At 69.0% G+C, this 25634-nt stretch carries 14 protein-coding genes; 6 read left to right on the forward strand and 8 right to left on the reverse strand.

The genetic code is table 11. From position 1 onward, the window contains the following. Positions 1–29: 29 nt before the first annotated feature. The 3 genes from ACGF12_RS22240 to ACGF12_RS22250 all read right to left on the reverse strand — a co-directional run bounded on the left by ACGF12_RS22240 (position 30) and on the right by ACGF12_RS22250 (position 3446). The gene (locus tag ACGF12_RS22240; protein ID WP_393032638.1) at positions 30–1523 is read right to left on the reverse strand and encodes a S28 family serine protease; all 1494 of its coding nucleotides are present in this window, start codon (positions 1521–1523) and stop codon (positions 30–32) included. Between the two features lie 255 nt (positions 1524–1778). Next, complete coding sequence (locus tag ACGF12_RS22245) at positions 1779–2675, reverse strand: trypsin-like serine peptidase (protein ID WP_393032641.1); 897 nt, start codon at positions 2673–2675, stop codon at positions 1779–1781. A 141-nt stretch (positions 2676–2816) separates the two neighbouring features. Beyond that, positions 2817–3446 (reverse strand): TetR family transcriptional regulator, encoded by a 630-nt coding sequence (locus ACGF12_RS22250; protein WP_393032644.1) that lies wholly within the window; start codon positions 3444–3446, stop codon positions 2817–2819. A gap of 132 nt (positions 3447–3578) precedes the next feature. On the opposite strand from ACGF12_RS22250, the gene ACGF12_RS22255 reads away from it, so the two are divergent. From ACGF12_RS22255 to ACGF12_RS22265, 3 genes are all read left to right on the forward strand, one after another. After that, positions 3579–3734 (forward strand): hypothetical protein, encoded by a 156-nt coding sequence (locus ACGF12_RS22255; RefSeq protein WP_380610684.1) that lies wholly within the window; start codon positions 3579–3581, stop codon positions 3732–3734. 61 nt (positions 3735–3795) lie between these two features. Continuing rightward, positions 3796–4101, forward strand: a complete 306-nt coding sequence (locus tag ACGF12_RS22260; RefSeq protein WP_393032648.1) for a DUF4190 domain-containing protein — start codon at positions 3796–3798, stop codon at positions 4099–4101. A gap of 180 nt (positions 4102–4281) precedes the next feature. Further along, complete coding sequence (locus tag ACGF12_RS22265) at positions 4282–5166, forward strand: metallophosphoesterase family protein (protein WP_393032651.1); 885 nt, start codon at positions 4282–4284, stop codon at positions 5164–5166. 113 nt (positions 5167–5279) lie between these two features. Here ACGF12_RS22265 and ACGF12_RS22270 read toward each other — a convergent pair whose 3' ends face one another. Next, entirely contained in the window at positions 5280–7841 is a 2562-nt protein-coding gene (locus tag ACGF12_RS22270) for an ATP-dependent Clp protease ATP-binding subunit (protein WP_393032654.1), read from the reverse strand. 154 nt (positions 7842–7995) lie between these two features. On the opposite strand from ACGF12_RS22270, the gene ACGF12_RS22275 reads away from it, so the two are divergent. Then, complete coding sequence (locus tag ACGF12_RS22275; RefSeq protein WP_393032657.1) at positions 7996–9153, forward strand: RNA-guided endonuclease InsQ/TnpB family protein; 1158 nt, start codon at positions 7996–7998, stop codon at positions 9151–9153. Between the two features lie 174 nt (positions 9154–9327). On the opposite strand, the gene ACGF12_RS22280 is transcribed toward ACGF12_RS22275, so the two are convergent. Continuing rightward, positions 9328–10032, reverse strand: coding sequence for a VIT family protein (locus ACGF12_RS22280; RefSeq protein WP_393032661.1), 705 nt, complete (start codon positions 10030–10032; stop codon positions 9328–9330). 34 nt (positions 10033–10066) lie between these two features. Further along, complete coding sequence (locus ACGF12_RS22285) at positions 10067–10231, reverse strand: hypothetical protein (protein WP_393032664.1); 165 nt, start codon at positions 10229–10231, stop codon at positions 10067–10069. Between the two features lie 350 nt (positions 10232–10581). Between ACGF12_RS22285 and ACGF12_RS22290 the strand changes: the two genes are divergently transcribed. After that, positions 10582–10974: a hypothetical protein gene (locus ACGF12_RS22290; RefSeq protein WP_393032667.1), complete on the forward strand. Its 393-nt coding sequence runs from the start codon at positions 10582–10584 to the stop codon at positions 10972–10974. Between the two features lie 822 nt (positions 10975–11796). Here ACGF12_RS22290 and ACGF12_RS22295 read toward each other — a convergent pair. Both ACGF12_RS22295 and ACGF12_RS22300 read right to left on the reverse strand, forming a co-directional pair. Next, the gene (locus tag ACGF12_RS22295) at positions 11797–12186 is read right to left on the reverse strand and encodes a hypothetical protein (protein WP_393032670.1); all 390 of its coding nucleotides are present in this window, start codon (positions 12184–12186) and stop codon (positions 11797–11799) included. A 14-nt stretch (positions 12187–12200) separates the two neighbouring features. After that, positions 12201–19262 carry a polymorphic toxin-type HINT domain-containing protein gene (locus ACGF12_RS22300; protein WP_393032673.1) on the reverse strand — a complete coding sequence of 2354 codons (7062 nt, stop codon included), beginning with the start codon at positions 19260–19262 and terminating at the stop codon, positions 12201–12203. Positions 19263–19830: 568 nt separating this feature from the next. On the opposite strand from ACGF12_RS22300, the gene ACGF12_RS22305 reads away from it, so the two are divergent. Next, a complete protein-coding gene (locus ACGF12_RS22305; RefSeq protein ID WP_393032676.1) occupies positions 19831–24327 on the forward strand; it encodes a LamG-like jellyroll fold domain-containing protein in 4497 nt (1498 codons plus the stop codon). Positions 24328–25634 lie beyond the last annotated feature (1307 nt).

Below are 25634 nucleotides of genomic sequence, written 5' to 3' on the forward strand. Positions count from 1 at the left end.
TGTCGGCCTCGTCGGCCTTCCAAGGGGTGTCAGAGCGGGCGGCGCTCCTGCTCCAGTCGCTGGCCCTCGATGTCGAGCGGGCCGAAGGACGGGACCAGCTGCGGCGACCTGGCGAGCGAGCGGGCGGTGTCCTGGTCACCCAGGCCGGCCCACTCCAGCACCTTGGCGGTGGCCTCCGCCGACTGCTCGGCCGGCAGCTTGCCGATGTTGGAACCGTGGTTGCCGCCGGGCACGGTGTACACGTAGCTGTCGTCGCTGCCCCGACCGAGGTGGAACGGCTTGGCGCCCCACGGGTCGTTGCCGCCGTAGACGAACATGATCCGCTCGCCCTCGCGCTTGACCCATCGGTCGACGTCGGGCATCGCGTACGGGTTGAAGACGGTCGGGATCTCCTTCGGCACGTAGGAGCGGGCCGAGTAGAGCTCCTTGTAGTCGTAGTGCAGCTGGTCCTGCAGGTACGAGACGTCGAAGAACGGCGCGCCCAGCTCGGTGGCGGCCTGGTAGTAGTACGCGGTGTACTTCGCCAGCGACTGGTCGCTGTTGCCGGTGATGCCCGACTGCGCGTCGAACCACGCGTACAGCTCGTCGTCGGTCGCGGTGGCGGCCACCGGGACCTTGGCGCAGTCCGACTCCAGGCTGTACTGCCAGAACGCCCAGACCACGTCCAGCACGCCGGCCTCGTAGGCGCGGTCCGGAGTGCCGAGGGTGTTGAAGGTGGAGCCGGCCGCCTTGTTGTCCGCGACGTAGCGGGACTCCAGGCGGTCGCGACGCACCAGCAGCTCGCGCTGGGCGGCGTTCAGCTTGGCGCGGCACTCGGGGGTGCCGACGGTGCGGAAGAACTCGGTGTAGGCCGAGTAGTCGTTGACGTCGGTGTTGTTCGGCGCGACGTAGGCGATCGTGCCCGCCACGTCGTCCGGGTAGAACCGGCGGTAGTAGGTGGAGGACATGCCGCCCTTGCTGGCGCCGGTGGAGAGCCACTCCTGCTGGTAGATCCGCTTCAGCGCGGTCACCAGCTTGTGCGAGTCGGCGGCCTGCTGGCGGATGCCGGCCTTGGACCAGTCGGCCGGCTCGGGGCGGGAGGGGGTGAAGTAGCGGTACTCGATGGAGACCTGGTTGCCGTCCACCAGCCGGGTCGGCTCGGTGCGGGACGGGCTGGTGCCCAGCGTGTAGCCGTTGGTGTAGAAGACGGTCGGGCGGTCGTAGCCGCGGTGCAGCACGCTGAAGCGCTGCTGGAAGGTGCCCAGCCAGGGGCGGAAGTGGTCGATCGGCTGGGTGTAGGTGGCCAGGAAGTAGCGGTGGCCGGTGGTGGTCGGCTTCTCCTCGGTGATGGTCACCCCGGGGATCGCCGCCAGGCGGTCCTTGATGTCGGCGGTCGGGTCGTCGGCCGGGCTGCGGCCGTGGGCGGCGCCCGCCGTCTCGGCGCCCTGACCGCCGGCGGCGAAGGCCGGGGTGGCCAGGCCGCCGATCGCGAACACCGGTATCAGCAGCACGGAAACCAGCAGTCTTCTCAGCTTGGTGGTCATCAACTCTCCATCTGGTCAACGGACATGACGGATGCCTCGTCGGCACAACTCTGCGGTGCGGGTGGTGCGGCGGCCGCCTCGTGGACGGCCGAATGGACCACCCGCCTGGTCGCGGGTGGTCCATCGGGGGAAGGTGCTGGTCAGTGGCGTTGCCTCGGTTCCGTCGGCTGCTCGGGGCGGGTCGCCCGCTGATGGGGTGCGCGCGGGCGGGGTCAGGGCTCACGGGCTGGTCGGGCCTGCGGCCGGGGGTCGGCCCTACGGACGGGCCAGGGTGCAGCCCGGGAGGGTGAGGTCGAAGCTGTTCCCGGCTCCGAAGCAGGCCGGGATGATGTACGTCTCCTGGGCGTAGCCGATGCCCTGGTGGACCGTCACCGCGCCGGTCTGATCGACCTCGCACGGGTTGTCGAGGGTGCAGGACTCGCCGTTCTCGTTGATCGTGTTGTTGACGGCGACGACCTGGCCGGTGTTCGCGTCGACGACCGGCGAGCCGGAGGTGCCGCCGATCACGTTGCAGCCGGAGGTGTAGCGGACCGAGTCCTTGAACGTCCAGTCGGCTTCCTTGAGCTGGTAGGCGAAGCCGTCGATCGAGCAGGAGTAGATCTGCTTCCAGTAGCCGGAGACCACCCGGATGTCGGCACCCTGGACGGGGTGGTCGGCGGAGACGGTCAGCGGGGAGATCCCGGTCTGGGACTGGATCGTGTCGTAGCTGGAGTCGAGCTGGTAGATCGTCACGTCGGTGTCGGTCATCGCGCTGTAGACCACCTTGGTGGCGGTCAGCGTGGCGACCTCGCCGGCGGAGCCGTCGAGCAGGGTGAAAGTGCGGCTGGACGGCTGATCGACGATCACCTGGCCGGGGCCCGGCATGCCGGTCTCAAGGCAGTGGCCATTGGTGAGCACGAGCGCCGGGTCGCTGCCGGTCGAGCCGGGCATCCGGACCAGCGAGCCCGAGCAGTTGCTGAGCGCGACCGTGCCGCTGAAGTCGACGGCGTCGAGGGGCCGGGCGGCGGCCCTGGTGTTCGCGACCTTGGTGGTCGCGACCTCGGCAGCCTTGGTGGTCGTGTCGGCGGCGGCCTGGGCCGGGACGGCCCCGGTCAGCGCGGTCGCTCCGGCGACCAGGACCGCGGCGAGCAAGCCTATGAGCGGCTTCTTCATGAGAGACCTCTCGGTGTGGGGGTCTCCCAAAATTGTCGTGCACATGGCGACATGTCAAGGGGGCCGCCATCACGGAGTGGCCATTCGGCACATTAGGGCAAGCGGTCGAGCGCCGTCAGGGGTTCCGGCCGACCCGCACGGTCAACTCCCTTGCCAGTGGCGCCGACCGAGGCTGATCAGGCGCAGCTGCAGCCGGGCCGTGGCGGCGATCCGCCGCTCGCGGGCGGGGTCCGCCTCCTGGGCCTCCAGGAAGGCGGATGCCGTCGACACCATGTGGTCCACGTACAACTCGGCGAGCATCCGCAGGTCTTGCTCGCTCCAGCCCCGCGAGACCGGCTGGAGCGCCAGGGCGGAGCCCACCTCGGCGGCGAAGCGGCCGAGTTCGGCGTCGATCGCCTCACGCACCTGCCGGACCCCGCCGTGCCGCTCGCGCGCCAGGAAGCGTACGTGCGACCGGTGTTCGCGGACGTGCTGCCGGATCACGTCCACCGCCCGGTCGATCAGTTCCTCGGCACCGCCGGCCTCGGCGAGCACCGAACGGATCATGACGTGCAGGCTGGCCAGCGACTCCTCGACCAGCGCGACGCCGAGCGCGGCGAGATCCGGGAAGTGTCGATAGAAGGCGGCGGGCGACAGTCCGGCCTCGCGGGTGACCTCGCGGACGCCCAGGCTCGCCAGGTTCTGATCGGCCAGCAGGTGCAGCCCGGCATCCAGCAAGGCCCGCCGACTCTGCTGCTTCTGGGCCTGTCTGACCCCTACGGTGTGACTCACGCCATTCAGTAAACAGTCGTTTGCCGAACTTGGCCAGCCGGGCGTACAGTGGTGCCCGAAGTCAGTGAACACTTGTTAACCGAAACACAGCCGAAACCGGCGCAGCCGCACCCGCAGCTGAAGGAGTCAGCCGTGATCCTGTTCTCCGCCCTGGTCGCCATGGGCGTCCTGATCGGCACCGCCGCCCACCTGCCCCTCCCGGTCTTCCTCACCGCCGCCGCCGCGATCACCGCCTGGCTGCTCGGCTTCGGCGCCCGCGAGGGCATCGCCCGCCTGCGGCACCGCTGACCGGGCCGCTCCGGCCACTCCAGCCGACCCGTCCACTCCGCCGAGAGGACTCGCCACCGCCATGAGCACCGTCACCGAAAGCGCCGTCACCAAGCGCGCCGCAGACCGAGCCGCCACCGACCGTCAGGGCACCGCGGAAGCCGACAACCTGGCCATCGCCTCCTTCCTCCTCGGACTTCCCGGCCTGCTGCTCTTCAACATCGTCCTGGGCCCGATCGCCATCACCCTCGCCACTCTGGCCCTGGTCCGTGGCACCAGCCGTCGCGGCCGTGCCTTCCTCGGCCTGGCCCTCGGCATCGCCTCCCTGGTCATCCTCGCCGTCACCACCGCCACCTCCCGCGGTGTGCTCATCGACATCAGCTCCTGAGTCCAGCCCTGGAGCCCAGCCCTGGGGCCCACCCCGGAGGAGTGCCGCTTGAGGTCCGTCCCTGAGCGGACCTCAACTCCTCGTCCCACCCCTCGAACAGCTGATCCCGTCAACCCCGCCCACGACCCCGGACCGCCACGTAGGGTGGCCCCATTGACCAGGTGAACACAGGGGGCAGGAGTGACTACCGAGATCCACAGCGGCGCAGAGCCGACGCCCACCAGGGCGGGCGGGCGGCTGCTCGCGGTGAGCGATCTGCACATCTCCTACCAGGAGAACCGCGACCTGGTGGAGAAGCTCCAGCCCACCCACCCCGACGACTGGCTGCTCGTCGCCGGGGACGTCGGCGAGCTGACCACCAGCATCGAGTGGGCGCTCGGCCTGCTCGCCGAACGCTTCGCCCGCGTGGTGTGGGCGCCCGGCAACCACGAGCTGTGGACCCACCCCGAGGACCCGGTCCAGCTCCGCGGCGTGGCCCGCTACGAGCACCTGGTGGAACTGTGCCGCGGCCTCGGCGTCGTCACCCCCGAGGACCCGTACCCGCTCTGGCAGGGCGCCGGCGGCCCCGTCCGCATCGCCCCGCTCTTCCTCCTGTACGACTACTCCTTCCGTGCGCCCGGCACGACCACCAAGGAGGAGTCCCTGGCGGCCGCCTACGAGAGCGGCATCGTCTGCGCCGACGAGCGGATGCTCCACCCGGACCCGTTCCCGGACCTGGACTCCTGGTGCCGCGAGCGCGTCCGGCTGACCGAGCAACGGCTCGCGGCCTGCGACCCGGACGTCCCGCTCGTCCTGGTCAACCACTACCCGACCGTCCGCCACCCCACCGAGGTGCTCTGGTACCCCGAGTTCGCCCAGTGGTGCGGCACCGAGCTGACCGCCGACTGGCACCGCCGCTTCAACACCGCCGCGATGATCTACGGCCATCTGCACATCCCGCGCAAGACCAACTACGACGGCGTCCCCTTCGAGGAGGTCTCGCTCGGCTACCCGCGCGAGTGGCGCAAGCGCGGGCTGCCCGACCCGCTCCTGCGCGAGGTGTTCCCGCGGGCCGCGGCGGGCTGATCCTCGGGGGCCTCCTCGCCGCACGGCCCCGCGCCCCCGCCCCGCGCGTCCTCCACCAGTGGCGTTCGGGCGTACTCCCGCTGGAGTACGCCCGAACCCGGCGCGCCGGTGCGCTACTCCGCCGAGGCAGCCCGCGCCTTCGCCTCCGCCTCCTCGAAGGTCGCCGACGCCTCCGGCCGCGCCAGCGACACCGTCAGCTCCCCTTCGCTCATGTCCGCGATCAGTGTGTCCCCCTCCCGCACGGTGCCGTCCAGCAGCAGGTTGGAGATCCGGTTGTCCAGCTCCGACTGGATCGTCCGGCGCAGCGGCCGCGCCCCGAACTCCGGTTGGTAGCCCCGGTTGACCAGGAACTCCTTCGCCGCCTCGGTGACCTCCAGCTGCACGTCCTGCGCCCGGAGCCGGCGCCGGGTGCGCTCCAGCAGCAGATCGACCACGGACACCAGGTCCTTCCGGGTGAGCGCGTGGAAGACGATCACCTCGTCGATCCGGTTCAGGAACTCCGGCCGGAACTGCTGGCGCAGGTCCCGCATCAGGTCGTCCCTCAGTGCCTGATCAGGAGCGCCGCTCCGGGCATCGAGGCTCCCCGCACGGTCCAGGATCCGCTGCGAACCGATGTTGCTGGTCATGATCACCACGGTGTTGCGGAAGTCGACCGTACGCCCCTGGGAGTCGGTGAGCCGCCCGTCGTCCAACACCTGGAGCAGCAGGTTGAAGACGTCCGGGTGCGCCTTCTCCACCTCGTCGAAGAGCAGCACGCTGTACGGCCTGCGGCGCACCGCCTCGGTCAGCTGCCCCGCCTCCTCGTAGCCGACGTACCCGGGCGGGGAGCCGACCAGCCGGGAGACGGTGTGCTTCTCCTGGAACTCGCTCATGTCGAAGCGGATCATCCGGTCCGGGTCGCCGAACAGCAGCGCCGCCAGCGCCTTGGCCAGCTCGGTCTTGCCGACGCCGGTCGGCCCGAGGAACAGGAAGGAACCGGTCGGCCGCTCCGGATCGCCCATCCCGGCCCGGCCGCGGCGCACCGCCTGGGCGACGGCGGTGACCGCGTCGTCCTGGCCGATCACCTTCTCGTGCAGGTGCTCCTCCAGCTTGAGCAGCCGCTCCCTCTCGGTCTCGTTCAGCTCGGCGACCGGGATGCCGGTCCGGGAGGACAGCACCTGGGCGATGTCGTCGGCCGTCACGTCGACGACCTCCTCGCGGGACTCGGCGATCGCCGCCAGCTCGTCCTCGGTCTGCCGCAGCTCGGTCTTCAGGTTGGCGGCCCGCACGAACTCCTCGTCCGCGACGGCCTCGTCCAACTCCCGCTTCAGCTTGGTGATCCGGTCCTGCACCGAGGTGGCCTCGGTGGAGCCGCTGAGGCTGCGCAGCCGCACCCGCGCGCCGGCCTGGTCGAGCAGGTCGATCGCCTTGTCGGGCAGGAAGCGGTCGCTGACGTACCGGTCGGAGAGCGTCGCCGCCGCGTCCAGCGCCTCGTCGCCGAACCGCACCTGGTGGTGCGCCTCGTACGCGTCGCGCAGTCCCTGCAGGATCTCGATCGTCTCCTCGACGCTCGGCTCCGGCACCAGCACCGGCTGGAAGCGGCGCTCCAGCGCCGCGTCCTTCTCCACGTGCTTGCGGTACTCGTCCAGCGTGGTCGCCCCGACCACGCTCAACTCGCCGCGTGCCAGGGCCGGTTTGAGGATGTTGCCGGCGTCCATCGAACCCTCGCCGCCACCGCCCGCGCCGACCACGGTGTGCAGCTCGTCCAGGAACAGGATCACGCTCTTCCCGGCCGCCGTGACCTCGTCGATCACCTTCTTCAGCCGCTCCTCGAACTCGCCCCGGTACTTGGAGCCGGCCACCAGCGCGGTCAGGTCGAGGGTGACCACCCGCTTGTCCTTGAGGCTCTGCGGCACGTCCCCGGAGACGATCCGCTGGGCCAGGCCCTCGACGATCGCGGTCTTGCCGACGCCCGGCTCGCCGATCAGCACCGGGTTGTTCTTGGTCCGCCGGGAGAGGATCTCGACGGTCTGCTCGATCTCCTGGGCCCGCCCGACCACCGGGTCCAGCCGGCCCGAGCGCGCGGCCTCGGTGAGGTCCTGCCCGTACTCGTCCAGCGTCGGCGTCTCGCTCGGGTGCGCGCCAGCGCTGCTGCGCTCGCCGCCGGTGCCGCGCCCCTCCAGCACCGACTTCAGCGCCTCCTGCGAGGACGCCGCGTTGCGCAGCGCCGTACCCGCGCCCGAACGCTCCTGCTCCAGCAGCGCGCCGAGGATGTGCTCCGGGCCGATGTACGAGGCGCCGACCGCCTGCGAACGGGCGTGCGCGGCCAGCAGCGCGCGCTTGGCCGAGGGGGTGAGCGCGGGCTGCCCGGCCGGCGGCTCCGAGGTCCCGGACGGCAGCGCGTGCTCCAGATCCGCGGACAGCTCGTCCGGGTCGATGCCCGCGCGCTCCAGCATCCGCCGGGAGGGCTCCACCCGGGTGGCCGCCCAAGCCAGGTGCGCGGTGTCCAGGTCGCTGCTCCCGTCCTCGGCCGCGCGCTGGGCGGCGTACGCCAGCAGCTCCTGCGAGGACTCGCTGAGCAACCGCCCGATCGGCACCCTCTGCACGGCGGGCGGGGAGGCCAGCGGGCTCATCCCGAAGAACCGGCTGAGCAGGTCGGAGAACGGGTCGTTCGATCCGAACGGGGGAATGGACACGGCGGTTCACCTGATTCTGTCGAGGAAGCCCGGGGCTTCAGCCCCGGGAGGGATCGGCTCCTTGGATCGGAGCAGCGAAGCGGCGGAGTTCTCTTCCATGTGCTCTGACCTCCCGGTTTGATTTTTCGATTTTGTGCGAACTACGTTCTTTCGCGTGAAGATCGTTGTCCGGGTGAAGCTGGAGCCGTCGCCGTATCAGGCGGACGCGCTCGCTGCGACACTGCGCGCGTGCAACCGGGCCGCGAACCACATCTCCCACGTCGCCTTCAAGAAGAAGGAGATCCGGCGCAACGGCTTGCAGCCGCTGGTGTACCGGCACGTCAAAGACGAATACGATCTCGGCGCGCAGGCCGCCGTCAGGTCGGTGAAAAAGGTCTGCGACGCCTACGCCACGCTTCGGGCGAACCTCAAGGCCGGGAATCTCGGCCCGAAAGGGTCGAAGCGACGGAACAAGGCCGAGTCCAAGCCGATCAGCTTCCGCGAGGATGCGGCGCAGCCGTTCGATGACCGGATGCTGACGTGGAACACCGACACGAGGACCGTGTCCATCTGGACAACGGCCGGGCGGTTGAAGGGCATCGGGTTCCGCTGCTCTGTGGACGCGCTCAAGATGATTGCCGACCACCGGCGGGGCGAGTCGGATCTGGTGGTTCGTGACGGCTCCTGGTACCTGTTCGCGACCTGCGACATCCCCGAACCTCCGGTCTCCGAACCGGCCGACTGGCTCGGCGTGGACCTCGGGATCGTCAACATCGCCACCACCTCCGACGGCACGGTCATGTCCGGGCGCCGTCTGGAGCGCTACCGCAAGCGGATGCGCACTGTGACCGCGAAGCTCCAGGCCAAGAAGACCAAGAACGCGAAACGCCGGTTGAAGGCCTTGCGTCGCCGTGAGGCCCGGTTCGCCGCCGACACCAACCATCGCATCTCCAAGACCATCGTCACCACCGCTGAACGCACCTCGCGCGGGATCGCCCTGGAAGACCTCACGGGCATCCGCGAGAGGGTCAAGGCCAAGCACGACCAGCGGTACCGCCTCCACTCCTGGGCATTCGCCCAGCTCGGAGCCTTCGTGGAGTACAAGGCCCAGCGCGCCGGAGTCCCCGTCGTGCACGTCAACCCGGCCCACACCTCCCATCAGTGCTCCACCTGCTTGCACACCCACAGACAGAACCGAGTGAACCAGGCCACATTCGCGTGCCGCGCCTGCGGCGTCACCATGCACGCGGATATCAACGGCTCCCGCAACATCCGCCACCGTGCGGCTGATGCATGGCAGCGGGGCGCAGTCAACCGCCCCAGCAGCGTCTAACGCTGCTGAGACGAGGTGACCACCGGTAGGGCGACTCATCGGGCACATGGTTAACCTCAAGCCCAGCCCATCAGGGCCGGGTCGTTGACCTCTCCCAAGCGGTTTGCAGCCACACAAACACAGGGCGCGTCCGCCCGCCTCCCGAGCGAATCGGCCCGAACGAACCCGAGCGGCTCAGCCGGTAATGCCGTCCAGCAGCACGCCCCCGCTGTACGTCACCGCCATCGCCAGCAACCCGCCCGCGACGTTGCGCGCCACCGCCCGCCCCGGCCCGGCCCCGCCCAGCCGGGCACTCGTCCAGCCCGAGGCGGTCAACGCGACCACCACCGCCGCCGCCGTCACCCCCAGCCGCCACGACTCCGGCGGCAGCATCACCGCCAGCAGCGGCACCAGGGCGCCCATCGTGAAAGCGGCCGCGCTGGCCAGTGCCGCCTGCCAGGGGTTGGTCAACGCCTCGGGGTCGATGCCGAGTTCGGTCTGCGCGTGGGCCGCCAGCGCGTCCCGCTCGGTCAGCGCCGCCGCCACCTCCCGGGCCAGGCCGGCGGTCAGCCCGCTGTCCCGGTAGTAGTCGGTCAGCTCGTCGAGCTCCCCCTCCGGATCCTCCGCCAGCTCGCGCTGCTCCTTGGCCAACGCGGCCCGCTCGGTGTCCCGTTGGGTGCTGACCGACACGTACTCGCCGACCGCCATCGACATCACCCCCGCCAGCAGCCCGGCCACCCCGGCCACGAGCAGCGCGGTACGGGAGCCCGCCGCGCCCGCCACCCCGGTCACGATGCCCGCCGTGGAGACCACGCCGTCGTTGGCGCCCAGCACGGCCGCCCGTAGCCAGTTCAGCCGCGCCGACAGCTCCGCCCGGCTCTCCCCCAGCTGCTCCGCCATCCGCCCACCGCTCCCAGGGGTCCGTCCACCGCGCTCAGGGGTCCGTACGGTCCCCCCGATCCTCGCCCGGCCCCTCCGGCCCCGCCACCCGCGATCGCACGTCGGTCAGCAGCTTGTCCAGCAGGCTGGCCAGGGTCTCGCGCTCGGCCGGCGACAGGCCGTCGACGAGCCGCGCCTCCCGGCCCAGCACCACGTCCACGGACTGCTCGACCAGCCCGCTGTTGCGAGACCGTCGCTCAGGCCGGCGCCATCGGGCACCTCGACATGGTCGCGGGCGGCCATCGCGGCCTCCCCGTTGTCAGATGTCAGATCCCTCGACGCCGTTGCACGCTTCACGCGTACACGGAACGCGGTGACGAGTGACGGCGGTGACCAGCGATCCGTCGAATCCGGTGGGAGCAAGGCGCGTTCAGACCGCCTGGTCGGGCGATGTCAGGTGTTGTCAGTTTCCGTCAGACGGTACCGAACATCCCGGGTGGTCGGGTCAGCTGTGTCCCGCCGTCGAGATCGGACGGCACCTCAACACCTCGACCGATTACGGGAGTCGACATGGTCAAGGGCATTCTCAAGAAGATCGGCCGCCGCGGCGCGACCGCGGCGGCCGTCGTGGCGGTGGCGGCCGGTGCGGTGGGCGTCTCGGCGGGCAGCGCGTCCGCCGATGGCTGGTACGCACTCCGCTACCACGCGAGCGGTCACGGCGTGGGCGTCTACTCGCAGCCGTACTCCTGGACGGCCAAGGTCGCCGGCGACGTGTACTCGTACTCGTGGTCGTCGGATGAGATCTACATCGAGTGCTGGACCAGGGGCGAGGACATCAACAGCCAGGGCAACGTCTGGTACCAGATAGGCGGAACGAACGGCAACTTCTTCGGAACGGCCTACGTCTACGGCGCGTACGCCGATGGCAACTGGTACTTCCACAACGGCCTGCGGGCGTGCTGACGGCCTGCTGACCGCATCCGCCCCGCCCGCTCGCCGGGCGGGGCGGCGCCGCGTCGGGGCCCATCGCCAGGTCGCGGTGTCGCCCCACGTCCCAGGAGCCCACCGGAATATCCGGTGGGCTCCTGGCCAAAAGCTACGATCTCCCCCTGTACGCCTCCCAGGCCATCCAGTGCAACAACTGATCCCGCACCCTGGCTTTGGCGGCCGGCAGTGATTTCAGATCTGCATCCGACACGTCAAGCCTGGAGAAGCTGCATCGCGGCCTGCTTCCATTTTCCAGATCAATGGGGTGCGGAAATTCGACAATGAGGCACATCGAACTGGACTCAGGAGACGACTCCGGCAGGTAGGGGATGACAACGAACGTCTGCCCTTCCTCCAGATCCAAGCCATCCCCCTTCCTGCTGAACCCCCGCGCCGTTGCCACTGCCACCAACTCGGCGACCCGCTCCCGGGTCGCGAGTCGGACGGGCGCGGGAACCGGCCAACCGAACCAGGACTGTACGCGCCTCAAGCGACCCACCCGATTCCACGGCGACATTCTCACTGCAAATACCTCGACCAACGATAAAAAAGCCGCCCAGCCTAGGGCTGGGCGGCCGTTCAGAATCCCTACGGGACGACCAGGACCTCTCTACCGGGGTGGAACGAATCGCGCCCTGAGATTTCCATTCGCCGCATAGCCTCGGCTATTCGATGGTTTCCATTAATGACCTCCCCACCCCAGGGGATGACGCTGCCTCCAAGCTTGTAACGCCTGATCGTGGAGGCGTTATGGAGGCCTCACGGTCAGCGAGACCTCCATAATGCCCATTTCTCCGACTATATCGCGCTGGCCCCTTCCGGCCAGTCTGCACGACTCGGCGGCCTAACTAGAGAGGCAACCACAGAAGCAGAAGATTCGTTCAGGAGAAGGATCATCCGCCATCCGCCACCCCGCACGGCAAGCAGTCCAACCGACTCTTCGCTCTCACTTAGCACATTAAAGAACCCGCGCCAGCCAAAGCTCTCCTCACGAAATTCTTTGATCGACTCATATCGATGACGATAGGTGGACGTCAGCTTGGCAGCCGGCCCGATCCCGATAGAAACAGTCTGCTCAAGACTGTCGAGCATCACGTCAAGAGCCTCGCAAGGGACCATCTTCACCGCCTCGCAGCTAGACGTGCGAACGGCCTCTTCAATTCTCTCTTTCGCAACTTCGAGCATCATCTAGATTATCCTGCCTATCCGTTAAGAGAACCGGGCCACGCGGCTTTTGGAGTTCCCCGCATCTCACCTTGGATAATCACCTCGTGCTCACCCCTGAGGCTTGGCTCACCCCAAGGCTCATTGTTTGGGTGAACGTGGAATCGGCCAGCTGGAATTGTACCCTCGAGAATGACACCATTTCCGCCATTCATTGTGGCCGCCCTATGGGCAGCCGCTTCCGAGGTGGTCCAACTCGTGTAATCGCTATCCGTGAAACCATGCTGGTGCAACTCAGGAGTGGAGTTACCACCACGCGGTCGCGCAATCCCTTCGACTGCGTCATCGAACGCAGGGTTCAGCTCGCCGGTCTCGCCGCTAATCTCCGACACTCCCCGGTAGACAGTGGTGCCGCCGGGGCAATTGTGAACCAGGACTGGCGTGGCACCTGCCAGCACATAGTACGTGTGGAGGTCCGCAACGCTGAGGTTGCGGGCTTCCTGCGGCTGGGTTTCGTAGTTGCGGGTGGCCTGGACGGTGAGGAGGGTGCCGTCGGCTGCGCGGAGTTGGTCGCCGATTCGGACGTCGGCGGCGTTGGTCCAGCGCTGGGTGGTCTCGTCCCAGAAGGGGTGGTGCTGGGTCGAGGTGATGGTGGCGGGCGACTTCGCCTCGGCGGCGAGAGTCAGGTCCGTGAACTGCCGGTCGTCGGGGGTGACGATGGTGGCGGTGACGGGTTCGGCGCTGGTGGTGTCGGTTTGGGGATCGGTGGACAGGACGTTGTCGCCCTGTTTGACGTCCTTGATGGGTTTGGTGCTGCCGTCGGCGAGTAGGACGGGTGTGTCGGGTTTGAAGCTGTTCTTCCCGCCGATCAGGCAGCTGCCGGCGATCTGCTCGGCTTCGCGGGCTGCCTTGGACTCGGCACGCCAGGCCTTGAAACCGTCGTAGAGCTCGCTGGCGAGGCGCTTGATGGTCTTGGCAAGTTCCAAGGCCTTGCCCCAGTGAAGCGCGTACTTCTTGGCGATCTTGGCGAGCGGGCCGCCGCCGATGAGGCTGGTGGCGACGTTGAGGACGGTTTCCCCGCAGGCTCCGAGGTCGCCCTTGGTGACGCAGTCGAAAGCGTCGGTGATGCCGAGCTCGTCAGCGGCGATCTTGGCCAGCTGCTTGCCGACGCCCAGCACCTTGTCCTTGGCCTGGCCCTCCTTCTGGTGGGCAGCTTCGACCCGCTGCTTCGCGGCTTCGGCCCTGCGCGCGCTCTCCTCGGCCTGCTCGATCGCGGCGATCTGATCGACGTGGTCGGCGACCCAGGTCACCGCCGCGACAACTGCGGTGACGGCCGGCTGGAAGAGGTTGGAGACGGACCACAGGCCACTGGGGTCAGAGCGGTTGACGGGGTCGTTGTTGCTGTAGGAGTAGCCGTTCCACTGCTGGGGGTCGGACCGGTCGAGGACGGGGTCGAGGCTGAGGAACCGTCCGGTGGTGGGTTGGTACTGCCGGGCACCGAGGTTGGTGAGCCCGGTGACGTCGTCCTTGGTTCCACCGACGAAGCCCTTGTCCCCGGCCCAGGAGCTGGGCTGGGTGCCGCGCGGGTTGCCGAACGGGTCGCTGGGTCGGCGGTATTCGGTCAGGGTTGCGGAGTCGATGCCCAGAACACCGGTGCCGTGGTGGTCGGCGATCTGGTACATGAGCTTGCCGCCGCCCTGGCGGACCAGGGTGGTGCCACCGGGAAGGTCGTAGTAGCGGGCGCCGGTGAGCTGCTTGGTGTTGGTGTCGAAGCTGAGCTCGTCGCCCCCGATGCTGATGGTGGTCTTGCCGGGGTTGCGGCGCAGGAGCTGGTTGCCGCCGGCGTCGTACAGATAGGTGGTGGTGCCGGCGCCGGTCTTGGCGAGCGCGTCGAGCCGGTCCTCTCCGTTCCAGGTGAGGGTGGCGGTGCCGTTGGTGTCGGTGATGGCGGTGGTGCGGCCGGACGCGTCGTACTGGGTGGTGCTGACGGTCGGCGTGCTGCCGCCCGTTGTGCTGGTGGAGCTCAGAAGGGCGTGCGGCCCACCGGTGCCGCCACCGCTGTTGGGCGCGCCGGTCGGGGCGTTGCGGGTGCCGGCGGACGGGAAGGTCTGGGTGACCGTGGTGTCCTTGGCGGTGTCGCCGGCGGGGTCGTGGGCGACGAGCTGGGTGCGGTTGCCCGTCAGGTCGTACTGGTAGGTCTGCCAGTAGGGCGCATAGCCGCCGACAGTGGTCCGGGTGGGTACCTGGGCGCCGCTGGTGGGCGTGGAGTTGACGCAGGCTCCCTGGCCTCCGACGGCCGGGTTGGGTGCCTGGTCAAGGCGTCCGGTGTCGGTCCACGCGGTGGTCAGCCGACCGAGGTAGTCGTAGTTGAAGCACTGCAGGTCGGTGGCGTTCGGGGTGTTGTCAGGGGTGGTGCGGATCGCCGTGACACGGCCGGCCTGGTTGTAGGCGTAGGTGGTGTTCTGGACGGTTCCGGTGGTCGAGGTCTGCTTGTCGACGTACTGGTTGAGGATGCGGCCGGTCGGCTCGTCGTAGGTGTTGGTGGTGACGACCTGGGTGCCCCACGGGTTCATCGTGGTGCGGATGTTGCGGCCGTAGGCGTCGTAGTCCGACTGGAGGTCGTACGTCTTGCCGCCGAGCGCGCCGACCTTGGAGAGCAGTCCGTAGACCTCGTAGGTGTAGACGAGGGTCTCGGAGTAGACGTCGCCGACGGTCGGGCGGGTCTCCTCGGTCTTCGCCCCGGTGATCGGGTCGTACTTGGCGCTGGTGGTGTAGGTGACGGGGCCGGTCTGGCCGATCTCGCTGCCGGGGATCGTCAGGGTGGTCCTGGTCGGCCGGTAATCAGTGTCCAGCGAGACCACCGCGCTGGTGTAGGCGGCGCCGTTGGCCCCGCCGACGTAGCGGGTGGAGCTGGCCGGCTGGCCCTTGGCGACGGTGTCGTAGGTGTAGCCCGTCAGCTGGTTCGCCGGGCTGACCGTGCTGTTGAAGGTGCCGGTCTTGCGACCGAGCAGGTCGTAGGTGCTGGCGATGGTCTGGCCGCTGGCGTTCGTCGTGGAGGCGACGCGCCCCGCGGTGTCGTACGCGGTGGAGCTGTTGCCGGCGTCCGGGTCGCTGGTCCCGGTCGGCCGTCCACGTTGGTCGTAGGTGTAGGACCAGGTGTTGCCCGCGGCATCGGTGCGGGAGGTTTCCTGGCCGGCCGGGTTGAGGGCGTAGGCGGTGACGTCCGCGTCAGCGGTGTTGCCGGTGGCGACGGGCGTCCTGTACTGCCACAGCTGGGTCGTGCGGCCGCGGGCGTCGGTGACGGCGGTGGTCGGCGTCGCGCCCGCGGGCGGGGTGACGTCGGTGCGGTCCGCGCCCGGGTAGGACGTGGTGGTGGTGCTCTGCGCCACGCCGTAGGCGCGGAACTGGACGCTGGTGGGGCGCCCCTTACCGTCGAAGACGGTGTAGGTCTGGTTGGGGACCTTGGCGTCGTCCGGTTCGAACCGCGTGGCCGTGGGACCGGCCTGGTCGTTGTAGTAGGTGTTGTTGACGCGGTTGGCGCGGCCCTGGGAGTCGTAGTAGGTGTCGGTGATCATCCGGCCGTGGTAGGCGGAGATCGCCGGGTCGGCCTGGGTCTGCACGACGCGGGCCAACCCGTCCATGATCTGGATGGACTGCTGGTAGCTGCTGTCGGCACGCAGAGTGCCGGAGGTGACAGTGCTGGGAGCGCCGTTGTCGATCGCGTAGTTGAAGGTGTGGTTCGGCTTGTCGCCGGTCGTGCGCCCGGCGAGCCAGACGGCGGTGAGCCGGCCCAGGGCGTCGTAGGCCTGGGTGACGGTGCGCCCGTTGGCGTCGGTGCCGGTGACCGGCAGGGCTCGGGCGGGGTTGAGGGTCGCGGTGGAGACTCGGCCGGTGGCGGCGTCGGGGGCGCCGGCGGGTGCCGGCGAGGTGATCGTCGTCGCGTTGGGCAACTCGCCGGGGTTGGCGGAGCCGTAGACCGTGGTGGTGGCCGCGCCGTTGGGGTGGGCGGAGTCGGTGGTGGTGGGGTCGGTGACGGTGACGGCGCGCCCGTAGACGTCGTAGGTGCTGGCACCGGTGGTGGTCCACTGGGCGTTGCCGGAGCCGTCGTACTTCTCCAGGACCTGGATGCTGCTCGCCTCGCCCTTGTCGCCGGCGCTGCCGAAGTTCGCGCCGTCGAAAATGGTGCGCGTGCCGGTGACGGTGTTGGCGGCCGTGGCGGTAGCGGTGCAGGCGTCGGGGCCGGAGACCGTGAGGGCCTGGGAGACCAGCCCGGTCATCACCGGATTGGTACCCGTGGCGTAGTCGGTGCGGGCGCAGACGTCCGCAGTGCCGTCGGCCTGGTTGAGCACGGTGACGGGCCGGTTGGCGTGCGCGGGGTCGGTGGTGGTGGTGTCGGTGGTGGTGCGCCAAGTACCGTCGGCCTTGAGGGCCTTGGCCGTGACGACGTTCGTGGTCGAGGTGTAGCGCGCGACGAGGTCGGGCAGGCCTGCGCCACGCGCGTGGGTCGCTGTGGGGGCCGGGCCCGAGCTGGTGCTGACACTGAATGCGACCGGGTCACTCGCTCCGGCCTGGGCGTAGGTGTCCGATTCCAGCACCTGGCCGGAGAGCCAGTCGCTGTCGGTGACCGGGCCGCTCATGGGGCCGGCGATCTTGCGGGGGGAGCGCACGGCGCCGGAAGCGGTGATGTCACCGTCCATGCCCTGGTAGTAGGTGGTCGACTTCTGACCCTGGACGCCGTCCTTTCCGGTGCCGGTCACGGTGGTCACCGTGGCGAAACCCCGGAAGTCGTCCCAGGTACGGTCCTTCGCGTCGACGAACCGGCCGTCGTTGCGGTGCCAGGCGGCGTCGCCGTAGGTGTAGGTGGTGGTCTGCGGGAGCGCGCCCTTGACGAGGTCGGAGCGCGGGTCGACGGTGATCGTCTTGACCGGGTAGCGCAGGAACCAGTCGTCGACCGGGTCGGTGTCGGGTGTCGAGTTGGGTCCGTACCACTTGACGTTGAAGCAGGCACGCTTGTTGTCGTCCGCCGACGTCGGCATCACCCCGTCCTTGCGGGAGCAGGACGCCTGGTAGTAGTCGACGTTGATCGCGCCGCCGGTCTCCGTGGTCACCGAGGCGATGCGCGGCCGGTTGTAGTCGGGGCGGGAAGGACCTGCGCCGTCCACGCGGTTGGGCAGCAGGATGTCGGTGAAGGTGACGGCCGGAAGGACGACCGGCGCCTGGCCGTTGAAGTTGTCCTTGGCGGTGCGCTGGACGGAGGCCAGCCACGGGACCGCGGTGTTCTCGGTGGTGTTCTGGACCAGCTTGAAGGCGTGGCTGAGCGCGTAGGAGTCGACGTCGCGGTAGCCGTTGCCGGAACGGATCTGGGTGGTGATGGTGTTCAGCCACTTCGTGGTGAAGTAGCTGGGCCCGTAGTTGGCGCAGACGTCGGACTGCGCGCACTGCTTGTCCATGGGGACGTCGGGCCAGTTCACGGCGTTGGCGGCCGTGCGCTGGGCCGGGTCGCAGGCGGAGGCGCCGGTGACGCAGCGCTCGCCGGAGTCGAAGAGGATCCGGGAGGCGGGCTGGTAGCCGCCGTTGGCGTTCAGCTGGTCGGACAGCAGCTGCCCGTAGCCGATCGAGGCCACGACGCCGCCGCGGGTGTAGGCGGTGTTGGTGCCGCTGCCCTTGTTCTGGCCGCCGCCGCGCGCGTAGGAGTTGGTCTCGGGCGTGTAGCCGTAGGTGGTGAGGTTGCCGTTGGCATCGACGACGTGGTCGAGGTTCCAGCGCCACGCCGTCTGGCACCACGAGTCCTTGCCCTTGCCCGCGTCGTAGCAGGGGTCGCCGTTGTTGGGCGAGTAGACCGGTACGGTCCAGGCGGAGTTGGCGTCCGGGCCGATCGTGGTGGGGGCGCCGCTCGCGGAGGGCAGGTGGTTCAGGCCGAAGTAGTAGGCGACACCGGCGGCATCGGTCAGCTTGATGTAGGAGCCGTTCCAGGTCCCGTTGGTGGCTCCCGTCAGGAACTCGATCTTGCTGCCGTCGTCGGTCTTGAGCCGCCAGGTGCACTTGGACTGCTCGTCCGTGCCTGCGGCGTTCACGCATGAGGCGTCGTCGGGCACCAGCTCACCGGAGTGGCCGGCGAGCGAGATGGTGAGGTTGGCTTCGCCCCAGCACTGGTCGCCGGAGCCGGTGATGCCGTCCTTGGAACAGGGGCGGAAGGAGCGTTCGACGAAGCCCGGGCTGTAGTCCCAGCCGTCGCCGATCCAGGAGGCCTGGGAGTTCGTCGATGAGGTCTTGCCGTCGACCGCGGCCGAGCTGTACCCCAGTGCGATCTTCGGCGCGGCGCCTCCGATGCTCGGGGGCGATTGCACGGGGTAGCTGTAGTTGAAGGCACCCGAAGCGTCGCCGGCCGTCCAGGACTGGCTCGGCGAGAGGCTGGTGGCGCTGTAGGTGCCGGCGCCGCCGGTGGCCGGGGCGTCGGCGGCAAGCACCGTCGGCGCGGCCGCGGTGTCGGCGGCGGCGGTGACTCCGGTGCGGAACGCGGCCTGGGTCACCCCGGTCCGCGGGGCGGCCGGGGTGGTCGCGGCGGCCGGGGTGGTCGCGGCGGCCGCCAGGTCGACGTCGGCGACCAGCTTCATGGACTGGGCGTCGTAGTGCGACTCGACGGGCTTGCGCTCCAGGCATCCCTTGACCTGCGGCGTGGTCAGCGAGCAGCCGGGCAGGGTGTACAGGCGGGCGCGCTGGGACCAGTCGCCACCGAGCCCTGCCCCGAAGGCGGAGGCGTCAAGGCTGACCCTGAGCTTGGTCGCGTTCGACGGGTCGGTCGGGGTGAGCGCCACCAGGTTGGTACGGGATCCCGCGGACGCGGCGGTGTTCGCGTCGGTGACCTCGACGTGCACCGAGGGTTTGGTGCCTGGCACGACGGACGTGCTGTCCTTCGCGGACCCCTGGCTCTCGGCGGCAGCCACGGGTGCCAGCCACACCGGGAGGGTGCCCGCCTTGGTGGCGATTCCGGCGGACGGTTCGACCAGCGGCTTCCCGCTCTCGTCGAGCCTGGCCGCCTTGCTGCCCGCCGGCGGTTCGGTCGTCAGTTGGACGGTGGACGAACCATGAGGAGCGGCCACAGGAGATTTCGGCGGCGCCCAGTCAGGTGTCGCCACTCGATTCGGAGAAGAGCCCGCTGGCGTGGCGTTCTTGCCGCTGACAGACGGGGTCGATGGCAGCGGCGTGCTCTGCGGCGACCAGATCTTGTTCTCGTCCGTACCAACGGCGAATGCCGGCGCGCCCGCGGCCGGCAGGAGAAGTCCGGCCACCAGGGCCAGTGTGCTGACCAGGGCTGTTCGGGGATGTCTCGCTTGTTGGGCGGCCCCTTCCCTGGTCGAGCGAGTACGACGGATGAACGCCACTAATACCCCCGGAGGAATGACCATGCCCCCAGGCACGGAACGGGCAATAAACCTCGGTGACTTTACGAACTTGTCGACATCACCGTCGAGCCGAAGATGAAGATTCCATTAGTGGCGAAGATCACGATGGCTGACAAACCGTCAGTTCGGCATGCCAAGTCGGACATAACGTCAGGTAACGATTTGACCAACCTTCACCACATGGCCGAAATTGTGCCTGTCCTGTGCGCATTGTCCGAACCCGGCTGTGTCCGCACCAACCATCACTTCCGGGGGAGGCCCCGTCATGCCCGAAAGCCCGCCGAGAGCACGCACGAGAACACGGGGACGGGGCGGTTCACGGCTGCGTCTCGCCGCCGTCACGACCGGATTCGTCCTGGCGCTGTCCTCCGCGATACCCGCGGCCTTCGCCAACACCGCCCCGAGCGGCACCGACGCCAAGAGCCTGGCCGAACTCATGGCGGCGGCGGATGCCGCGCACGCCAAGGAGCGTCCGACGGAGCGGACGGCCGACGACCCCGTCTTCGCCCAGGCCAAGTCGAGCGGCAAGAACGTCCTGATCGACCGTCTGACCACGGAGTTCACCGAGACCTACGCCACCCCGGACGGCAAGCTGCAGCAGTCGCGCCACCCGCAGCAGCAGCGGTTGAAGACCGGCGACGGCCAGTGGCACCCGCTGGACGCCACGCTGGCCGCGCGACCGGGCGGCGGCTTCGCTCCCAAGGCCACCCCGTCCGGCGTGGTCCTGTCGGGCGGTGGAGACGGACCGCTGGCCACCATGACCAGCACGGACGGAAAGAAGCTGGCGCTGACCGCGCCGTTCCCGCTGTCCGCACCACAGATCCAGGGCGACAGCCTGCTCTACCCGGCGGTCCTCGGAGCCGACACCGACCTGAAGGTCACCGTCGGCAAGAACGGCAGCGTCAGCACCGTACTGATCGTCAAGACGGCTGCCGCAGCCGCGAACCCGGCTCTGAAGAACCTTCACTTCGGCACCGTCACGGACGGGGTCACGATCACGTCCGACGCGAACCACGACCTGACCGCCTCCGCCCCCGACGGTCCCCGCTGGCACGCCCCCGCACCCCGCATGTGGGACAGCACCCCGACGACCGGCACGCCACAGACCCCTGCCGCCTCTGCCCCGGGCAGCACTTCGGGCGTCAAGGCCGCCAGTTTCCGGGCCGTGGCCGCACCCGCGACCGACGCGACGACCTCACCGTCACCGGCCCCCGGCGCCTCCTCCGGCTCGGGCGGACGGGAAGTGGTTCCCCCGGTGAGCACCGCGGCGGCACCGGGCGCCGGCGCGAAGGTCGCGACCATGCCGGTGACGGCCACGTCCTCGGGCATCGACCTCACCCCGGACAAGGACATCCTCGCCACGGGCACCGCCCCGTACTTCATCGACCCCGCCTGGATCCCCTGGACCAACGGCAGTTACGGCTCCACCTTCGTCCAGTCCGCACACACCGGCGCGACGCACTACAACGTCAACGGGCCGGCGGACAGCGACCACCTGGGCGTCGGCAAGTGCGGCAGCTACCCCAGCGCACCGAGCTGCAACCCGGCCGACATCGAGCGGGCCTACTTCCAGATCGACACCCGCGGTCTGAACGGTGCGGCCATCAACTCCGCGCGTCTGGACTTCGCCGAGTACATCTCCGCCGACTGGGACTGCAACAAGACCTACGGCGTCGACCTGTACCTGGTCGACCGCCCCATCGGCACCGGCACCAACTGGGACAACCGGCCCCAGCCCGTCGGCGGTCCGATCGAGACCGCCCAGGTCTCCGGCTCCGGCCGAAGCGGCTGTCACGACAACGTCCCAGTGACGTTCTGGAACGTCGGGCCGACCGTGGCCAAGTGGGTGAACGAGCCCTGGCTCACCTTCGGTCTCCAGGCATCCGACGAGAACAACGCCTACGCGTTCAAGCGTTTCGACTACGGGGCCACGCTCACCGTCACCTACGACCGCACCCCCAACACTCCCAGCAACCCCTACACCTACCCGGTCCCCCACACCGCCGACCCCGCCCGCCAGACGCAGGGCTGCAACGGCGCCGACTGGGGCTGGCTCGGTGCCGGTTCGGACCTCAACGGCGCCGTCACCCTCAACGCCACCGTCAGCAGCCCCGTCCAGGGCCAGCTCTACTCCTGGTCCCACATCTGGGACTACACCGTCTCCGGCGTACCCGACGTCGACAGCGGCTACTCGCCACTCGTCAACAACGGCAGCAACGCCCCCTTCACCGTCAAGGCGGACGTCATCAAGGACGGCCACCTCTACGGCTACAGCATCATGGCCAGCGACCAGCTGGTCGGCCTCTCCGCCTCCACCCCCACCTGCCGCTTCGGTGTCGACCTGACCCCGCCGCAGGTCTCCGTTCCCGGCGTCTACGACAAGCTCTCCGACAACGCGCTCGCCACCCAGTTCCCGCCGTCCGGCAACGGGCAGACCACCAAGGTCCGCACGTGGCAGACCGGATACATCCCCGTCACCGTCACCGACCCCGCCCCCAACGGCGGCGTCGCCTCCGGGGTGAAGTGCCTTCGCTCGGGCTGGGACCCGCAGCTCGCCGGCTCCAACTGGCAGTGCGGCTCCGCCATGCCCACCGGCGGCATTCCGGTCACGGCCGGCCGATGGGGCACCAACATCTACTACATCCAGGCCGAGGACGACGCCGGAAACGTCTCCCCGATCACCCAGTACGCCTTCTACGTGCCCTGGAACCCCGACGGTCCGCCGCCGGTCTTCGGCGACATCACCGGTGACGGCGCTCCCGACATCGTCACGTACGACCAGGGCGGCAACCTCCGCGCCTACAACGTGCCCGGCAACTCCCTCGCCAAGAGCCCCACCGCGGCCCTGGCGGCACTGCCGGCCGACTCCCCGACCGGCAGCTGGGCCAAGGGCGTCCAGTTCACCCACCGCGGCACCCTGACCGGCGGGAAGAACGTCGACGACCTCATCGTCCACCCGGCGGGCAACAAGGACATCTACCTCTACGGCAACCCCGGCAACACCGGCTACGCCGGCCGCTTCGACAGCAAGGCGACGCTCGCCAAGCCCGCCTGCAGCGACGCCGCCAACCCCCCGCCGCAGTGCGCGCCCGGCGCATACGCCGCCGACTGGTCCACTACCCTCCAGGTCGCCTCGCTCGGCGACCCCGCACACAGCGACCTCGACACCAAGCTCCAGTTCAAGAACCAGACCGGCCTGCTCACCACCGAGAGCACCGGCAACGGCTCCGACGCCGCCCTGTGGTTCTACCCGGCCACCGGCGCACAGACCCTCGGCGCCCCGGTGCAGCTGGCGGCCTCCGGCTGGAAGGACCTCGAACTGATCACCCCCGGTGACTGGGCCGGCCAGGGCCACCCGGGCCTGTGGACCCGCAACCGCCTTACCGGCGACCTGCGCGCCTACACCCTCACCACCGGCACCTACGCCCCGACCCACGACGGCGAGCCCGTCCGGGACGAGTCCGGCAACCCGATCAGCGTCCCGACGGTGACCACGATCTCCGCCGCCATCCCGCTCGGCAACGTCCCCGTCGCGGGCTGGCCGGTGCTCGGCTCCGACGGTGACCTGACCGGAAACGGCGCGCCCGCCCTGTGGGGCCGCACTCCTGACGGCCAGATCCAGATCTGGTGGGGCCACCGCGGCGGCGACACCGCCAACCCCACCTTCACCTGGGACGCCGGCCCCCAGAACGCCGCCAGCTCCGCCGTCACCCCGAGCTGGTGGGCGCTGGACGGCAGGACCGACAAGATCGTCGACAGCAGCACCACCAACCCGCTGACCCCCAGCGGCAGCCCCACCCGCACCGCCGACCACAACGGCGTGGCCGGCGCGGCCACCGCCCTCAACGGCAGCAGCTACTTCAAGTCCCAGCAGAGCCCCGGCATCGACACCACGCACAGCTACAGCGTCTCCGCCTGGGCCAAGATCAACAACACCAACGGCTTCCGCACCATCGTCTCCCAGACCGGCAACCAGCGGAGCCCGTTCTACCTCCAGTACTCCGCCTCCTACGGCCGGTGGTCGTTCACCCTCGCCGGCGAGGACCACTACCCACCGGCCAAGTACTACACGGTGAACGACTACGCACCGCCTCAGGTCGGCGCCTGGACCCACCTGGTCGGCACCTACAACGCCGACACCCAGGCCATCACCCTCTACGTCAACGGCCAGGCCGCCGGCACCACCAAGGTCGACCCCGACTGGCACGGCTGGACGACCAACGGGCCGCTCACCATCGGCGCCGAAACCACGTTCCAGCTTCCCGACGTCGCCGGACTCGACGGCGCGGTCAGCGACGTCCGCCTCTACCCGTACGCCCTCACCGACCAGCAGGCCAACAACCTCGCCACCGCCAACGCCAGTGTCCACGTCCAGAACGCCTTCGCCTCCGGCAAGTGCGTCGACGACTGGGGCGGCGGCTCAACCGGCGCGATGATCGCCATCTACGACTGCTGGAACGGCAACAACCAGCACTTCACCTTCACCCCCGACAACACCATGACCGTCGACGGCAAGTGCGTCGGTACCCAGGACAACGCCACCGGCAACGGAACCAAGATCGTCCTGCGCGACTGCAACCCCACCGAAGGCGGCCAGCAATGGCTGCGCCGCTACGACGACACCCTCTACAACCCGCAGTCCGGTCGATGCCTCGAACTCCCCAGCGGAGCCACGAACAACGGCACCCAGCTCGACATCTCGGACTGCCAGGGCGGAACCAACCAGCGCTGGATCTACACAGCGCAGATGACCAGCTCGTAGACACGACCCACTCCAAAGGGCCGGTGGGCCCCACCACTCGGTGGGGCCCACCGGCCTTGTGCCGCTCTTCAGCCCCTGGCGGGCGTTCCCCTGGCGGTCGCAGCCCACTCAGTCGGACTCGGCCCCCTGTGCCGCGGAGCGGCGGCCCTGGCCGGCGGACCTCTTATCAGCCCCGAAGAGCCAAACAACCGGTCTTGCATCACACGGCAAAGCCGAGTTCCAGCAGCCGCATCCGGACCACCCGGCACCTGACGAAGTCGCCGTGATCGTTTGCAGTGTGCGCTGAATGCGTGCTGGAAGCCCTCGCATCCCCTGCCGTCCCGCTCGGATCTGCGACTTTGCATGAGGCCGTCCGGGTGACACCTGCTCAGCGGGAGCAGTGGTCACCCGGAGTGGTCCGCTGGTCCGAAAAACCGCCCTGGCCTGCCATTTCCCAGAGAGAAGCCCCAAGAGAGGCCCGAGTGCCGCTTTCTCGAAACAGCTGGCTTCAAGAGCGACAAACCTGCTGTGACCTGCGGCGATACAGGACAGGACGCGGAAAGCCCGCCGGCGCGGGGGCTAACAACAGACGCCCCGGTTGCCCTTTTCGTCCTGAAAATATGTCTGATTTGGGTGGGCGCGGACGGTTTCGAACCGCCGACATCTGCTTTGTAAGCTCGTTCGACCTCTCGGACAGGCTCAGCGAAGCCGCACGCGCCTCCCGGCAGCCACTCGCTGGCAGCCTCCCTTGCCGTCTCATGCCCGTCGGTGTTGCCGTCAGGATCTGCCGTCAGCAGGGCGCCTAGACCTACCTGCAGCCGTTGACCCTGCCCGCTGCGGCACCCGTCGGGTCTCAGCGGGCAGGACTTGACCCCACAGCCACTTCGTCCCGAATGAGGTCACTGTGTGGCCGCACTCAGGAGGAAGCCCCGAAGCATCCACGTGAGGGCGTTGGTCGGCGTTGGCCCCACGCGGTTGAGCGGGGCTGCTGATTCAAGATCCACTCCCTGCTCACTCCCCAGCTCTACCGTCTCCGCTTCGGTCGATGGCGGCGGTTGGCTAACGTCCCCACCCACTTCAACGGGGAACGGTCCGGGGAGCCGAGAGCAGGGGCGGGAAAGATCGCGGATTCTCATCACGTCGGGGGCCTCGTTCGTTCTGGCCGCATCCCGGCCGCCCGTCCGTCACCCGGTCGGTTCCGTTCTGAAGTGATCAACGATCCGTTAAAATCGGCAACGCCGCTGCGTTTAGCGTCGTGGGCGAGTTGCAAGCCCGTCTTCCATGATCTTGACCTCGGTATGGAGGGTGTAGTTCTGGGCGGTGGCGGG

The organism is Kitasatospora sp. NPDC048296 (genome assembly GCF_043201815.1).
GTDB lineage: Bacteria > Actinomycetota > Actinomycetes > Streptomycetales > Streptomycetaceae > Kitasatospora.